The 14,727-nt window shown below is 68.4% G+C and carries 10 protein-coding genes; 5 read left to right on the forward strand and 5 right to left on the reverse strand.

The annotated features are described in order from the left end of the window. Window positions 1-14: 14 nt before the first annotated feature. Complete coding sequence (locus HRC28_RS16745) at window positions 15-1,622, reverse strand: AMP-binding protein (protein ID WP_182376590.1); 1,608 nt, start codon at window positions 1,620-1,622, stop codon at window positions 15-17. 75 nt (window positions 1,623-1,697) lie between these two features. On the opposite strand from HRC28_RS16745, the gene HRC28_RS16750 reads away from it, so the two are divergent. Then, entirely contained in the window at window positions 1,698-3,362 is a 1,665-nt protein-coding gene (locus tag HRC28_RS16750) for a patatin-like phospholipase family protein (protein ID WP_182376591.1), read from the forward strand. A gap of 508 nt (window positions 3,363-3,870) precedes the next feature. Here the strand turns inward: HRC28_RS16750 and HRC28_RS16755 are convergent. After that, on the reverse strand, window positions 3,871-4,947 hold the full coding sequence (locus HRC28_RS16755) for a potassium channel family protein (protein ID WP_237111536.1): 1,077 nt from the start codon (window positions 4,945-4,947) through the stop codon (window positions 3,871-3,873). A gap of 40 nt (window positions 4,948-4,987) precedes the next feature. Continuing rightward, on the reverse strand, window positions 4,988-5,974 hold the full coding sequence (locus tag HRC28_RS16760; RefSeq protein ID WP_237111537.1) for a YihY/virulence factor BrkB family protein: 987 nt from the start codon (window positions 5,972-5,974) through the stop codon (window positions 4,988-4,990). 91 nt (window positions 5,975-6,065) lie between these two features. Here HRC28_RS16760 and HRC28_RS16765 point away from each other — a divergent pair, with 91 nt between their 5' ends. Then, complete coding sequence (locus HRC28_RS16765; RefSeq protein WP_182376592.1) at window positions 6,066-7,199, forward strand: phosphotransferase; 1,134 nt, start codon at window positions 6,066-6,068, stop codon at window positions 7,197-7,199. Here HRC28_RS16765 and HRC28_RS16770 read toward each other — a convergent pair. Next, the gene (locus HRC28_RS16770; RefSeq protein WP_182376593.1) at window positions 7,187-8,551 is read right to left on the reverse strand and encodes a cation:dicarboxylase symporter family transporter; all 1,365 of its coding nucleotides are present in this window, start codon (window positions 8,549-8,551) and stop codon (window positions 7,187-7,189) included. The genes HRC28_RS16765 and HRC28_RS16770 overlap by 13 nt on opposite strands. Window positions 8,552-8,688: 137 nt before the next feature. Between HRC28_RS16770 and HRC28_RS16775 the strand changes: the two genes are divergently transcribed. Beyond that, window positions 8,689-10,281 carry a sensor histidine kinase gene (locus tag HRC28_RS16775; RefSeq protein ID WP_237111538.1) on the forward strand — a complete coding sequence of 531 codons (1,593 nt, stop codon included), beginning with the start codon at window positions 8,689-8,691 and terminating at the stop codon, window positions 10,279-10,281. Continuing rightward, window positions 10,278-10,970, forward strand: a complete 693-nt coding sequence (locus HRC28_RS16780) for a response regulator (protein ID WP_182376595.1) — start codon at window positions 10,278-10,280, stop codon at window positions 10,968-10,970. Before HRC28_RS16775 ends, HRC28_RS16780 begins: the two co-directional genes overlap by 4 nt. A 9-nt stretch (window positions 10,971-10,979) precedes the next feature. Here the strand turns inward: HRC28_RS16780 and HRC28_RS16785 are convergent, their stop codons facing one another. Beyond that, window positions 10,980-12,440, reverse strand: a complete 1,461-nt coding sequence (locus HRC28_RS16785; RefSeq protein ID WP_182376596.1) for a glycine hydroxymethyltransferase — start codon at window positions 12,438-12,440, stop codon at window positions 10,980-10,982. A gap of 381 nt (window positions 12,441-12,821) precedes the next feature. Between HRC28_RS16785 and HRC28_RS16790 the strand changes: the two genes are divergently transcribed. After that, a complete protein-coding gene (locus HRC28_RS16790; RefSeq protein ID WP_182376597.1) occupies window positions 12,822-14,540 on the forward strand; it encodes a nitrite/sulfite reductase in 1,719 nt (572 codons plus the stop codon). Window positions 14,541-14,727 lie beyond the last annotated feature (187 nt).

Consider the following 14,727-nt stretch of genomic DNA (forward strand, 5'->3'; position numbering starts at 1 on the left):
ACCAGATTTTGCCTTCAGCCCAGACCGAGGCGCCGGGTCGTTTCCGCGCGCATCTCGATCTTGCGGACCTTGCCGGTGACGGTCATCGGGAATTCATCGACGACCAGGACGTAGCGCGGGATCTTGTAGTGGGCGAGCTTTCCGGTCGCGAACGCCTTGACGGCAGCCGCATCCAACGCGACCGCGTCGGGCTTCATCTTGACCCAGGCGCACAGCTCCTCGCCGTACTTCTCATCAGGAACACCGATCACCTGGACGTCCTCGACGTCGGGGTGGGTGTAGAGGAACTCCTCGATCTCGCGGGGATAGATGTTCTCCCCACCACGGATCACCATGTCCTTGATCCGCCCCACGATCGCGCAGTACCCGTCCTCGCGCATCACCGCCAGGTCACCGGTGTGCATCCACCCCTCAGCATCGATCGCCTCGGCCGTCTTCGCCTCGTCCTCCCAGTAGCCGAGCATCACCGAATACCCACGGGTGCAGAACTCCCCCGCTTCACCACGCTCGACCGTCTCCCCCGACACGGGGTCGACGATCTTCACCTCGACATGCGGGTGCGCACGCCCGATCGTCGCCGTACGACGGTCCAGGTCGTCGTCCGCTCGGGTCTGCGTTGCCACGGGGCTGGTCTCGGTCATGCCGTAGGCAATCGACACCTCGCCCATGTGCATGTCCTCGATGCAGTGCTTCATCACCTCGACCGGACACGGCGAGCCGGCCATGATCCCGGTCCGCAGGCTCGACAGGTCGTAGTCGGCGAACCCAGGCGCGTTCTGCATCGCGATGAACATCGTCGGCACGCCATACACACCCGTGCACTTCTCGTCCTGAATGGTCTGCAGGGTGATGGCCGGGTCGAAACCGGGCGCCGGGATCACCATCGTCGCGCCGTGGGTGGTGCACCCCAGGTTGCCCATCACCATCCCGAAGCAGTGATAGAACGGCACCGGGATGCACAACCGGTCCTCAGGGGTGAAGTTGATCGTCTCGGTCACGAAGTACCCGTTGTTCAAGATGTTGCGGTGCGACAGGGTCGCACCCTTCGGAAAACCCGTCGTGCCAGACGTGTACTGGATGTTGATCGGGTCGTTGGCCTCGAGTTGCCAGGTCACCAGATCAGCCAGCGTGACCCCCGGATCGTGGACGTTGTGTTCGGTCCACTCCGCCGACCCGAGGAACAGGACCTGCTCCACCGCGGTCTCCTCGACCACCTCGGCCACCATCGCCCGGTAGTCGCTGGTCTTGAAGTCCGTCGCGGACACGAGGAGCTTCACCCCCGCCTGCTTGAGCACATAGGCCAGTTCGTGGGTGCGGTAGGCGGGGTTGATGTTGACCAGGATCGCGCCGATCTTCGCCGTGGCGTACTGCGTGATCGTCCATTCCGCGCAGTTCGGCGACCAGATGCCGACCCGGTCACCCTTCGCGATCCCGGCACGCAACAGACCGACCGCGAACGCGTCGACGTCCCGGTCCAGTTCCGCATAGGTCCACCGCCGACCAGTCGCCACCTCGACCAGCGCCTCGCGGTCGCCGTACGACGCCACCGTGCGCTCGAAGTTCTCCCCGATCGTCTCCTCCAACAGGGCCGTGTCCGTCTCTCCGCCAGCAATCGACTTCACGCCGGCAAACCTACTCCCAGGACTCGCTCCCGGATGGTGCTCGACGCGGCCCGGCCGGTACGCAACGCTGTCCGGATGCGTCTCCCCCGCCTCGCCGGTCGATCACAGGTTCCACTCTTCCCACCCGGGCTGGACGACCCGATCACCGGAATACCCGCGGCGCCGGATCCGGCCAAGGACCCGTCCTTCGCGCTGCAGAGGCTCGAGCGGGCGCTGGTTCGCGCGCACCTGGACGCCCCGGACGCAATGGCGGCCGTCGAGGTACGACGACTCCGCTACCTGATCAGCTTCGCCCGGCTGACCGTCTTCGAGCCGGGCGCCGCCGGGCCGCAAGGGTCCCGCGGCCGCGGCGACGTCGACGTCACCGCCGACCTCGCGCCCTGGCGCGACATCGTGATCGACAAGCTCACCGGCCCGCTCCGTCGAGAACAGGCGGCGGCGACACGGCTGGCCCGCGCTCGCGAGGTCTACCTCGAGCTCGAGGAACAGCAGACCGAGCAGCGCCGGCTCTTGCTGGAACGGCGAGGCGCCGACTTCACCGCGGCGGAACTCGACGCGGAGGTCGGCTACAAGAGCCTCGCGCTGGTTCTTGGCGGCGGTGGCGGTGCCGGTTACGTCTACATCGGCGCGATGCGGCGCCTCATGGAGAGCGACGTCGAGCCCGACTACATCATTGGCTCCTCGATCGGCGCCGTCCTGGGCGGACTGTTCGCCCGGCAGACGCCGATCCCGTTCGACGACTACCTGGAATTCGCCCGGTCCCTGACCTATCGCGCGGTCCTGGGCCCCGAGCCCGCACGTCGTCGGCACGGCCTGACCAGCGTCCTGTCCCTGCGGCTCGACGAGTTCGCCGCGCCGCTGTTCGAGCGCCCCGACGGCGAGCAGATGCGGATGGAGGACCTTGCCATTCCGTACGACGCCGTGGTCGCCGGCGTGCACCAGCAACTGTTCTCCCGGCTGCCCGGCCGGTTCCGCCACCAGCAGATGGCGATGGTGAAACTGCGTTCGCTGCCGGTCGTCCCGATCGGACTCGGCCCCGCCATCGTCAGCCGTCTTTGGCAGGCCGCGTCGTTCATCGACTCCCGCGTCGTCAAGCCGTTGGTCCTCGGCGATGACGACCTGACCCGGCAGTTCAACGTGACCGATGCGATGTCGTTCTCCGCAGCGATCCCCGGCGTACTCCACCACGAGACCAAGGACCCGCGGATGATTCCGCTGCTCGATCGCTATGTCGCCGAGAAGAAGGTGGCGGCCCTGGTCGACGGCGGCGCGGCCAGCAACGTGCCGGTCGAGCAGGCGTGGATCAAGGTGCAGCGCGGCCGGATCGGGACCCGCAACGCCCTTTACCTGGCGCTGGACTGCTTCCACCCGCAGTGGGATCCGCGGCACCTGTGGCTGACGCCGATCACCCGAGCCGTGCAGGTCGGCATGGTCCGCAATGCGCCGTACGCCGACCACCTGATCCAGATGAGCCCGACCCTCTCCCCCGTCACCCTCGCACCGTCGCCGGCTGCGCTGGACCAGGCGGTCGAGTGGGGGCATGCCTCGATGGACGAGGCGATGGTCTTCGTGAACCGGATGCTGGAGCCGGTCTGGTGGGACGGTGACGCGCCGGCGTACGCCGACCGCTCGGGTCGCCGCGCGCGGGTCTCGCTGGCTCCGCCGATGCGTCCGATCATCGCCGCGGCGCAGGGCTCACGCGACGTCCTGCGCCGATTCCGGGACCGTCATTTCAGCTGAATCCGGGGTCCGTCCCAAGAACTGGCTGAGAACAAAGTCAAGACTCTGGCATTTGCCCACGGACCAGTGACGGTTGCCACTAGCGTCTTCCGCGGGATCCCAAACCGCGCCCGACGGTCCCCACACACGCCGGGCGCGAGCCGTGTCCCGCCCGATTTCATGTCGGGCGGGACACGTGTTCCCGATCTTCTTCCCGATCTAGGCGACGACGTCCACGTCGCTGGCGCATTCGTTGCACCGGATGCGGTGTTCACCGCTCTCGGCCGGCTCGCCGAAGAGTCGGCGATGCCAGCGCGTCTGCTCGGTGCGCCGAAAGCAACTCGGGCACCACTCGTGTCTGACCCAAGGTCCGTAGTTCTTGCCCACGTCCTCAGCCTGCCCTGTCGCCGGGCCAAAGTCGCGCGCCGTCGAGGCAATTCCCGCGCGTCGGAGCAGGTCTGCACGATCGGCAACGAGCGGACTAGTCCCGATGAACCAGTGGTCCCGACAACAGTCCCTGGGAACTGGTCTAGTCCTCGTCGTTGGCGAAGTCTTCGTTGTGGGTGCCGGGGCGCGGCGCCCACGGCAGTTCCTTGGCCGGACGTACGACGACGAGCCGGTCACCGCGCGCCAGCAGGGTCACGACGGGGTCGAAGTAGCGGTACACCTTCTCGTCGCGGACAACGGCGATCACCTGGTCCGGCAGTGACTGCGGCGGCATGCCGACCTCGTTGACGAGCAACTCGCGTTCGGCGACCTCGAGGCCCTCGCCGTAGGTCAGCAGGTCCTCCATCACCGACCCGAGCGTCGGGGACAGGGTGGACAGTCCGAGCAGCCGACCGACGGCGTCGGAGGAGGTGATCACCGAGTCGGCGCCGGACTGACGCATCAGCGGAGCGTTCTCCTGCTCGCTGACCGACGCGACGATCCACGCGTCCGGGTTCAGTTGCCGCACGGTCAGTGCGGCGAGCACGTTGGAGTCGTCGCGGCCGGTGGTGATGATGACCTGGTCGGCCTCCGCGACGCCTGCGCGGTGCAGCACACCGCGACGGGTCGCGTCGCCGGTGACGACGGCAAGCTGGTCGGCGTGTGCGTCGGCCATCGCGACGGGGCTCGGGTCGACAACGACCACGTGCTCGCGTTGCAGTCCGTTGTTGACCAGGGTCTCGACGGCGCTGCGTCCCTTGGTGCCGTATCCGATCACCACGACGTGGTGTCCCATGTTCTTCCTCCATCGAGCGATGCGGAACATCTCGCGGCCGCGCTGCGCCAACACCTCGAGGGTGGTGCCGATCAAGAGCACGAGGAACGCGATACGGGCCGGGGTGATGATGAACGCGTTGACCAGGCGCGCTGGATCGCTGACCGGGGCGATGTCGCCGTACCCGGTCGTGCTGAGGGTGACGGTCGTGTAGTAGATCGCGTCGATGAGCGAGATCGTGCCGAGCGGATCGGCCGCGGTCGCGTCACCGGCGTCGCGGTAACCCTCCCCGTCGAAGTAGACGAGCATGACGGTACCGGCCATGATCCCGAACGCCATCAGAATTCGTCGGCCGAGCTCCCACCACGGTGAGCGGGTTCGTTCGGGCAGGGCAATGCGCCCCACGTTCGCCGACACTGGTGCTTCTACGCCCACGGCCCCGAACCTAGTCCACCGGCTCAGGCGTACGGCGCAGGAGCCGTGCCATCAGTTCGCGGCGCGCCCGCTGCGTCGTCTCCTGCGGGAAGACCTCGTCGAACGCGGCGTTGACTCCGGCGCCGATCAACACGGCCAGTGCGGCGATGTAGAGCCAGATCAGGATGGCGATCGGCGCGGCCAGCGGACCATAGATGGAGTGCGAATCCTGGGCGGTCACGGTCAGCACCCAGCGGAGCAGGTACGACCCGGCGATCCACATGATCAGGGAGAACGTCGCGCCGGGGAGGTTGAAACTCCACTTCGTCCGGACCGGCACGGACACGTGGTAGAGCGTGGCGAGGAAGCAGATGCAGACCACGACGACCAGCGGCCAGTAGAACTCGATCAGGAAGTCCGCACGGTTGGGCAGCCACTCCCGCACGAGGCGCGGGCCGGCCACGACCAGCGGCAGCGTGATCGCGCCGGTGATGACCGCGAGGATGTAGAGCACGAACGACAGTGCCCGGGTCTTCACGATCCCGCGGTCCCCACCGAGCCCGTGCATGATCGTGATGGTGTCGACGAAGACGTTGAGCGCCCGCGAACCGGACCACAGCGCGAGCACGAAGCCGAGCGAGATGACGTCGAAGCGGCCGCCCTGCAGGACGTCGTCCATCGTCGGGGTGATCACCTTGCTGACGGCGGTGTCGGTGAGGAAGCGCGAGAAGAGGTCAGTGACCGCGCGCCGTACCTCCTCGACCTGGCCCGGCGTGAAGTGCTCGGTCACGTAACCGACCCCGCCGGCCATGGCGAAGATCAGCGGCGGCACGGAGAGAACCGCGAAGAATGCGCCCTCGGCGGCCAGTCCTGTCACGCGGTACTTCAGGCAGGACCCCACGGTCGTGACGGTCAGCCGCCAGACGATGTGGAGAAAGTTGCGAACGGGCGCGGGAACCCGGGCGTAGGCCATCTGGAGGGACGACGACCGGGACTGGGGCCCCGGATCGTCACTCATGGAAGTCACGCTATCTGTCAGAAGCCACGGACCCGGGCATCCCGACCGGCCTATCCTGCGGTGATCTGCGTCGCTCCCTCCGGAGGTCTTCATGCACGACCGCGCCGCGCTCGGCTCCGCCGACGTCACCGACGAGTCCCTCTCCAGCATGGTCGCGGCCCTGCTCGGGGTCGCCATTTCCTCTGTTGCGGTGGTCGATTCGACCGCCGAACCGGTGTCCTACGACATCCCGGCCATCACGACCGGAGGCCGCTGGTGGGTGAGTGGTACCGCCCACGTCGACGGCGAGACGCGTCCCTTCAGACTGTTCGTGAAGCAGGTCCATGAGTGGTCCCGCTCCCCCTTCTTCGCCGACGTGCCCGCGGAGATGCAGCCGTGGGCCGCCCAGCAGGTGCCGTGGCGGACGGAGGGCGCGGTCTACCGCTCCGACCTCGTCGACCACCTGCCGCCCGGCCTCGCCATGCCGCGCGCCGTCGGGGTCCATGACATCGATGACCTCTCCTACTCGGTGTGGCTGGAGGTCGTGCCGATCGTCGAGGTCGCGTGGGACCTCGACCGCTATCGGCGGGCCGGGAAACTGCTCGGCCGCTTCGCCGGCAGTCGCGCCGTGCGTGACCGCGCCAACGTGGGCGGGCACGAGTGGGACGTCTCGCGGTACGTCGACGGCCGGCTCAAGTTCCAGGTGCTCCCGATGCTGGCGAGTGACGACCTGTGGCACCACCCGCTGATCGCCGGTGCGTTCGCCGACCTGCGGCCGCGCCTGGACCAGGCCGCGGCGTCGGTCGATGCGGTGGCGGCCGAGTTGATGGCGCTGCCCGTGCTCGCGGGCCACGGCGACGCCTGCCCGAACAACCTGCTGGTGACGACGGGTGACGACTTCACGATGATCGACTTCGGGTTCTTCACGGCGCTGCCCGTCGGGTTCGACCTCGGGCAACTCCTGGTGGGCGACGTGCAGATCGGCCTGCGTCCGGCCGACGACATGGCCGAACGCGACACCGCCAGCCTGACGTCGTACGTCGACGGGCTGGCGGCGGAGGGCGTGGACATCGACGAGCAGGTGGTCCGCCGGGCGCACGCGCTGCAACTGCTGCTGTTCACGGGATTGTCCGCCCTGCCGTTCGAACTGCTCGGCGCCGAGCCCACGGAACAGGTGCGGGCGATGGCGGCCACCAGAGCCGCCATCGCCCGCTACTCGCTCGACCTGGTCGATCAGACCGGCTGAGGTTCCCTGGTCTCGTCGACCTGTGCCGGGTCCGCGGCGTCGTCGTCGACCATCGTGGTCTCGTCGAACGGGTCATCGCCGGAGAGCACCCGGTCCAGCTGGGCCCGGTCGATGCTGCCGGTCCAGTGGCCGATGAGGACCGTGCCCACCGCGTTGCCCGCGAAGTTCGTGAGCGCCCGCGCCTCGGACATGAACCGGTCGATGCCGACGATGAGGCCGACGCCGTCGACCATCTCGGGGCGGTGCGACTGCAGGCCACCGGCCAGGACGGCCATGCCGGAACCGGTCACGCCGGCCGCACCCTTCGCGGCGATCATCATGAACAGCAGCAGGGAGATCTGCTCACCGATGGCGAGCGGGCTACCGATCGCCTCGGCGATGAAGATCGAGGCCATGGTCAGGTAGATCGCGGTGCCGTCGAGGTTGAACGAGTAGCCCGTGGGGATCACCACGCCGACCGTGGTCTTGTCGACGCCGGCGTGCTCGAGCTTGGCGATCACCCGCGGGAGAGCCGACTCGGAGGACGACGTCGCCAGGATCAGCAGGAACTCGCGGCCGAGGTAGCGCAGCAGCGAGAAGATGTTGACGCCGGCGGCGACCTTGAGGAGCGTGCCCAGGACCACGAACACGAAGAGCAGGCAGGTGACGTAGAACCCGATCATCAGCACGCCGAGGCTCTTGAGTGCGTCGACGCCACCCTGGCCGGTGACCGCCGCCATCGCGCCGAAGGCACCGACGGGCGCGGCCCACATGATCATGCCGAGCAGGCGGAAGACCAGGCGCTGGACGTGGCCGACGACGGTCAGGACCGGGGCGCCGGCGGCACCCATCCGCTGGAGGGCGAAGCCGACGAGCAGCGCGACGAGCAGGGTCTGCAGCACGCTGCCACTGGTGAGGGCACTGAACAGCGAGGTCGGGATGATGCCGAGCAGGAACGCGGTCGTGTCGGCGTGCCCCTCCGCGGCCTTCTCCTGTGCGATCGCCGCAGCGTCGGCGGTGAGGCTCAGGCCGTCACCCGGGTGCAGCAGGTTGCCGACGACCATGCCGATGGTCAGCGCGGCGGTCGACATCACGAGGAAGTAGACCAGCGCCATCCCGCCGACCTTGCCGACCTTGGCGGCGCTGGCCACCGAGCCGACGCCGAGCACGATCGTGCAGAAGATGATCGGCTGGATCATCATCTTGATCAGGTTGACGAAGCCTTCGCCGAGTGGCTTGAGCTCGACGGCGAAGCCCGGGAAGACCAGGCCGGTGGCGATACCGAGGATGACCGCCACGATCACCGCGAGATAGAGGTAGTGGGTGGCGCGAGAGCCTTGGCTCTTCGTCGCACTGGTGCTCGTCGTACTCATCGATCCTCCTGGTCCGGGGACCCCGGATCGGGGTCTTCGGCCACTCTGCGATGTGATGTGACCTGCGTCACCGTTGTGTTCTTTGTGTTCGCGACGAGCGACGCAATCAACAACGGCCGATGGGAGAGACTGCAGACGTGCCCCGCCTGCCTCGCCTCCTGCGCGACCGGTCGGTCGCGCGCCAGGTGCTGCTCCTGCAGGTCGCGATCGTGCTGCTCCTGGTCGTCACCGCGATCGCGCTGGCGGCGTACGACGCCCGGCGGGACTCACGCAGCCGGGCAACCGAGCGCGCGGTGGCCGTGGCCCAGACCGTGGCCGACTCCCCCACCGTCCGCGATGCCCTGGCGAGCGATGACCCGACCGTGACACTGCAGCCGTGGGCCGAGGACGTCCGCCAGGACACCGACACCGACTTCGTCGTGATCATGTCGCTGAACCGGAACCGCTTCACCCACCCCGATCCCGACCAGATCGGGCGCCCGTTCGCCGGCGACCTCGGCACGGCCCCCGACGGTGAGGTCTTCACCCAGCAGTACACCGGGAGCCTCGGTCCGTCCGTGCGATCCGTGGTGCCGGTCATGAACGGCGATCGCGTCGTTGCGTTCGTCTCCGTCGGGATCACGGTCAGCGACATCAACCGCGGCCTGCGTCGCGATGTCGGCGTGATCCTGTTGTGGGCGGGACTGGTGCTGCTGGCTGGCCTGGTCGGAGCGGCGTTGCTCGGTCGGCGTCTGCAGCGGATCACCCACGGGCTCGGCGAGAAGGAACTCGCCCGGATGTATGAGTACTACTCGGCTGTCCTGCACTCGGTGCGCGAAGGCCTGCTGCTGCTCGACGGCGACGGACGCGTGCAGTTGGTCAACGACGAAGCCCGTCGTCTGCTCGCCCTGCCCGATGACGTGATCGGGCGCGCGGTGGGCGACCTCGGCCTGGCTCCGGGCCTGGTGGCTGCTGCCCGCGGCGAGACGGCCGAGTCCGACGAGCTCTATCTCGCCGGCGAACGCATCCTCGTGGTCTCGTCTGCGCCGGCCCGCTGGCAGGGCCGCGACGTCGGCTCGGTCGTGACCCTGCGCGACCACACCGAGCTGCGTTCGGTCACCGGCGAGCTCGAGATCGTGCGTCGACTCACCGAGTCGCTGCGCTCCCAGAACCACGAGTCCGCCAACCGCCTGCACACCGTGGTGTCCCTCATCGAGCTCGGCCGCAGCGACGAGGCCGTCGAGTTCGCCACCGCGGAACTCCAGGTCGCGCAGGTGCTCGCCGACCAGGTGGTTGCGGCGGTCGACGACCCGGTGGTCGCTGCCCTGCTGCTCGGCAAGTCCGCCGAAGCGGCCGAACAGGGCATCGAGTTCGTCATCGCCGGCGAGGTGCCGGCCGGCTCCGGGATCCCGCCCCGCGACCTGGTCACCTTGCTCGGCAACCTCGTCGACAACGCCTTCGACGCGGTGGCCGATGCGGACCAACGACGGGTCGAGGTGCGGTTGTCCGGCGAGCCGGAGCGCCTGGAGATCCGGGTCGGCGACAGCGGGCCGGGGCTCGAGGAATCCGCCGTCGCGCACGTGCTCGAACGCGGCTGGACCACCAAGGCCGCACCGGGCACGGGTCGCGGCCTCGGCCTTGCCCTGGTCGTCCAGGTCGCACGCCGCCACGGAGGCACGGTCGACGTCGGGCGCTCCGCCCTCGGTGGCGCCGAGTTCACGGTCGTCCTGCACCCCTCGGATCCGGCATGAACGTGCGCGTCCTCGTCGTGGAGGACGAGGCCCTCGCCGCCGAGGCGCATGCGTCGTACGTCGCCCGACTGGCCGGCTTCGAACTCGCCGGTGTCGCGCGATCCGCCCGGGACGCCGTACGCGCTCTCGACACGGCGCGGGCCGCCGACACCCCCGTCGACCTGGTCCTGCTCGACATGAACCTTCCGGACGGACACGGGTTGTCCCTGCTCGCGGGCCTGCGTACGGCCGGCCACCAGTGCGACGTGATCGCCGTGACCGCTGCCCGCGACACCGCGATCGTGCGCCAGGCCGTCGGTCAGGGCGTCGTGCTCTACCTGTTGAAGCCGTTCACGTTCGCCACGTTCCGGTCGAAACTGGAGCAGTACGCCGCCTACCGTGCCCAGTTGGCCGACACCCCGGACGAGGTCGTGCAGGACGAGGTCGACCGGTTGCTCGGGGCACTGCGTCCGAACTCGGCCGCGCCACTGCCCAAGGGCATGAGCACCGAGACCCTGCGCGGAGTGACCGCGGCCCTGCGCGACGCTGGCGAAGGACTCTCCGCCAGCGCGGCCGCCGGGGTCGTCGGGATCTCGCGCGTCACGGCGCGGCGCTACCTCGAGCACCTGGCCGATCAGGGCCTCGCGCAGCGCAATGCCCGCTACGGCGGCGGCAGCGGACGCCCCGAGGTCGTCTACACCTGGCGCTGACGCCCCGGCTTACGCCAGGTCGAGACCCGGGTAGAGCGGGTGCTTGTCCAGCAGCTCGGCCGAGATCCCGCGGATCTTGTCGGCCATGCCGTCGGCCAGCTTGTAGGTCGCCTTCGACGGCGCACCGGCCTTGTTGACGCCGGCCTCGGTGTTGCTGAGGACGTCGACGACCAGCTCGGCCACCTTGTCGAACTCGTCGTGGCCGAAGCCGCGGGTGGTGAGCGCGGGCGTACCGAAACGGATGCCGGTGGTGTACCAGGCACCGTTCGGGTCGTTCGGCACCGAGTTGCGGTTGGTGACGACGCCGGCGTCGAGCAGGGCCGACTCGGCCTGGCGACCGGTGAGGCCGTACTTCGCGACGTCGAGCAGCACGATGTGGTTGTCGGTGCCGCCCGTGACCAGCTTGGCGTCGCGGCTCAGGAAGCCTTCGGCGAGCGACTTCGCGTTGTCAGCGACGTTCTGCGAGTAGGTCTGGAACTCGGGCGTGCGGGCCTCGGCGAACGCGACAGCCTTGGCCGCCATGACGTGCGAGAGCGGGCCGCCGAGGACCATCGGGCAACCGCGGTCGACGCTCGGGGCGTACTCCTCGGTCGCGAGGATGAAGCCACCACGCGGGCCTCGGAGCGACTTGTGCGAGGTGCTGGTGACCACGTGGGCGTAAGGAACCGGGTCCTCCTCGCCCTGGAAGACCTTGCCCGCGACCAGACCGGCGAAGTGCGCCATGTCGACCATCAGGGTGGCGCCGACCTCGTCAGCGATCTCGCGCATCTTGGCGAAGTTCACGCGACGCGGGTAGGCGGAGTAACCGGCCACCAGGATCAGCGGCTTGAACTCCTTGGCCTTGGCGCGCAGGGCGTCGTAGTCAATGAGCCCGGTCTCGGGGTTGGTGCCGTACTGCTGCTGGTGGAACATCTTGCCGCTGATGTTCGGGCGGAAGCCGTGGGTGAGGTGGCCGCCGGCATCCAGGCTCATGCCGAGCAGGCGCTGGTTGCCGAACTCGTGGCGCAGCTTCTCCCAGTCGGCGTCGCTGAGGTCGTTCATGTTCTTGACGCCAGCGTTCTGCAGCCACGGCCCTTCGACGCGGTGGGCGAGGATCGCCCAGTACGCCGTCAGGTTGGCGTCGATGCCGGAGTGCGGCTGGATGTAGGCGTACTCGGCACCGAACAGCTCGCGGGCGTGCTCAGCGGCGATCGACTCGACGGTGTCGACGTTCTGGCAGGCGGCGTAGAAGCGGTGCCCGACGGTGCCCTCGGCGTACTTGTCGCTGAACCAGGTGCCCATCGTGAGGAGCACGGCGGGCGAGGCGTAGTTCTCGCTCGCGATCAACTTGAGCGACGACCGCTGGTCAGCCAGCTCCTGGCGGGTGGCCTCCGCAATGCGGGGCTCGACACCGGCAATGACCTGCAGCGCCTGGCTGTAGGCACTGCTGACGAGGTCGGCGTTGGGGATCTGGGCGGAGTTGTCGCTCATGGCGCACAGACTAGTGCCGCACTCCGACGACCGGCGCAAGGGCCGGTGCACCACCATGGCTGGCGAGGTGGCAGGTACCGCCTCGTGTGACCTGCGTCGCAGTCCACGGGTAAACCAGCGGCCTCAACCTCCAAACGTTTCGCATCGTGAGACCTCGGTCCACACTATGAGATTGACATTTGGTGGGAACGCGTCCGAGGGATGAGACTCATTGACATGGTCTCTGCTGCAACTCACGCGCACCTCGTGGTTCGTCGCCACGTGGACTTCGGGCGCATGGGCAGCATGATGTGTCGGCCCCGCTGATCACGCCACCCGTCACCCTCGAGTCGCGCGCCCGTTCACCACGGGGCGCCCATCAGCGAAGGACCTCCTCTCCGCATGCCCGACCTGCGCTTCCAGTCCCAGCCTCCTCGTCACACTGACGTGCCCCGCCCCCGCCGCGCGGAGGGCCAGTGGGCATTCGGTTACACCGAGCCGCTGAACAAGAACGAGCAGTCCAAGAAGGACGACGACCCGCTCAACGTGCGGGACCGGATCCTCTACACGTACTCCAAGCGTGGCTTCGACTCGATCGACCCGGCCGACCTGCGGGGACGCTTCCGGTGGCTCGGCCTCTACACCCAGCGCCGGCCCGGCATCGACGGCGGCCGCACGGGCTCGATGGAGGAGGAGGAGCTGGACGACCGCTTCTTCATGCTCCGGGTCCGCTCCGACGGCAAGCTCCTCTCGGCCGAGGCCGTGCGCACCCTGGGCCAGATCGGCATCGACTTCGCCCGCGACACCGCGGACGTCACCGACCGCGAGAACATCCAGTACCACTGGATCGAGATCGAGAGCATCCCGGAGATCTGGGAGCGCCTCGAGACGGTCGGCCTGCACTCGATGGAGGCCTGTGGTGACTCGCCGCGTCCCTTCCTGGGTTCGCCGGTCGCCGGCGTCGCCGCTGACGAGATCATCGACGGCACCCCTGCTCTCGAGGAGATCGAGCGCCGCTACCTGAACAACAAGGACTTCTCGAACTTCCCCCGGAAGTTCAAGACCGCCCTGACCGGTCACCCCAGCCACGACGTCTCCCCCGAGACCAACGACGTGTCGTTCGTCGGCACCGTGCACCCCGAGCACGGCCCCGGCTTCGACGTCTGGGTCGGCGGCGGCCTGTCCACCAACCCGATGCTCGCGCAGAAGCTCGGCGTCTGGATCCCGCTCGACGAGGTCGCGGACGTGTGGGCCGGCGTCGCCGGCATCTTCCGCGACTACGGCTACCGCCGTCTGCGCTCGCGCGCCCGCCTGAAGTTCCTGGTCGCCGACTGGGGCGTGGAGAAGTTCCGCGAAGTGCTCGAGAACGAGTACCTCGGCAAGTCGCTCGTCTCGAACGCGTCCCCCGAGGCGCCCGTGGGCCACCGTGACCACATCGGTGTCCACGCACAGAAGGATGGCAAGTTCTACGTCGGCCTCGCCCCGTCCGCCGGCCGGATCTCGGGCACGGCCCTGGTCCAGCTCGCCGAGCTGATCGAGGAGTACGGCGTCGCCGGCGCCCGCCTGACGCCGTACCAGAAGATCGTGTTGATCGGCGTGGACGGCGACAAGGTCGATGCCCTCCTGGAGAAGCTCGACGAGATCGGCCTGACCGCGCGCCCCTCGAACTGGCGCCAGAACACGATGGCCTGCACCGGCATCGAGTTCTGCAAGCTCGCCATCGTCGACACCAAGGAACGCTCGCGCCTGCTCACGCTGGAGCTCGAGAAGCGTTTCCCGGACCTCGACACGCCCATCACGATCAACGTGAACGGTTGCCCGAACGCCTGCGCCCGGACGCAGATCGCCGACATCGGCCTCAAGGGCCAGCTCGTCACCGACGAGAACGGCGACCAGGTCGAGGGCTTCCAGGTCCACCTCGGTGGTGCCACCGGCCTGAACGCCAACTTCGGACGCAAGCTGCGCGCCCACAAGGTCACCAGCAAGGGCCTGGACGACTACGTCACCGTCGTGGTCACCAACTTCCTTGCCGACCGCACCGAGGGCGAAGCCTTCGACGTCTGGGTGCACCGCGCCGACGAGGACCTGCTGCGCGGCGACAAGACGCTCGAGTCGGTCTGATGTCCGAGGAAGCCGGATCAGCGAGCGGGCGGGGTGGGACGCCGTTCCACTGCCCGTTCTGCAGCGACACCGACCTGTGGCCCCATGAGCCCGCGGGTTGGGAATGCCGCAGCTGTCTCCGCGCTTTCACCCTCACCTCGCTCGGCATGATCAGCCGGGCCTCCACCACTTCTGAAGGAGGTGCCTC

Source organism: Nocardioides sp. WS12 (assembly GCF_014108865.1).
Classification (GTDB): domain Bacteria; phylum Actinomycetota; class Actinomycetes; order Propionibacteriales; family Nocardioidaceae; genus Nocardioides.

What these genes read in the sequence shown, in the direction of transcription:
- HRC28_RS16785 (WP_182376596.1), bottom strand. Translation starts at nt 12,440, where the DNA reads ATGAGCGACAACTCCGCCCAGATCCCCAACGCCGACCTCGTCAGCAGT.
- HRC28_RS16750 (WP_182376591.1), top strand. Translation starts at nt 1,698, where the DNA reads ATGCGTCTCCCCCGCCTCGCCGGTCGATCACAGGTTCCACTCTTCCCA.
- HRC28_RS16790 (WP_182376597.1), top strand. Translation starts at nt 12,822, where the DNA reads ATGCCCGACCTGCGCTTCCAGTCCCAGCCTCCTCGTCACACTGACGTG.
- HRC28_RS16760 (WP_237111537.1), bottom strand. Translation starts at nt 5,974, where the DNA reads ATGAGTGACGATCCGGGGCCCCAGTCCCGGTCGTCGTCCCTCCAGATG.
- HRC28_RS16770 (WP_182376593.1), bottom strand. Translation starts at nt 8,551, where the DNA reads ATGAGTACGACGAGCACCAGTGCGACGAAGAGCCAAGGCTCTCGCGCC.
- HRC28_RS16765 (WP_182376592.1), top strand. Translation starts at nt 6,066, where the DNA reads ATGCACGACCGCGCCGCGCTCGGCTCCGCCGACGTCACCGACGAGTCC.
- HRC28_RS16780 (WP_182376595.1), top strand. Translation starts at nt 10,278, where the DNA reads ATGAACGTGCGCGTCCTCGTCGTGGAGGACGAGGCCCTCGCCGCCGAG.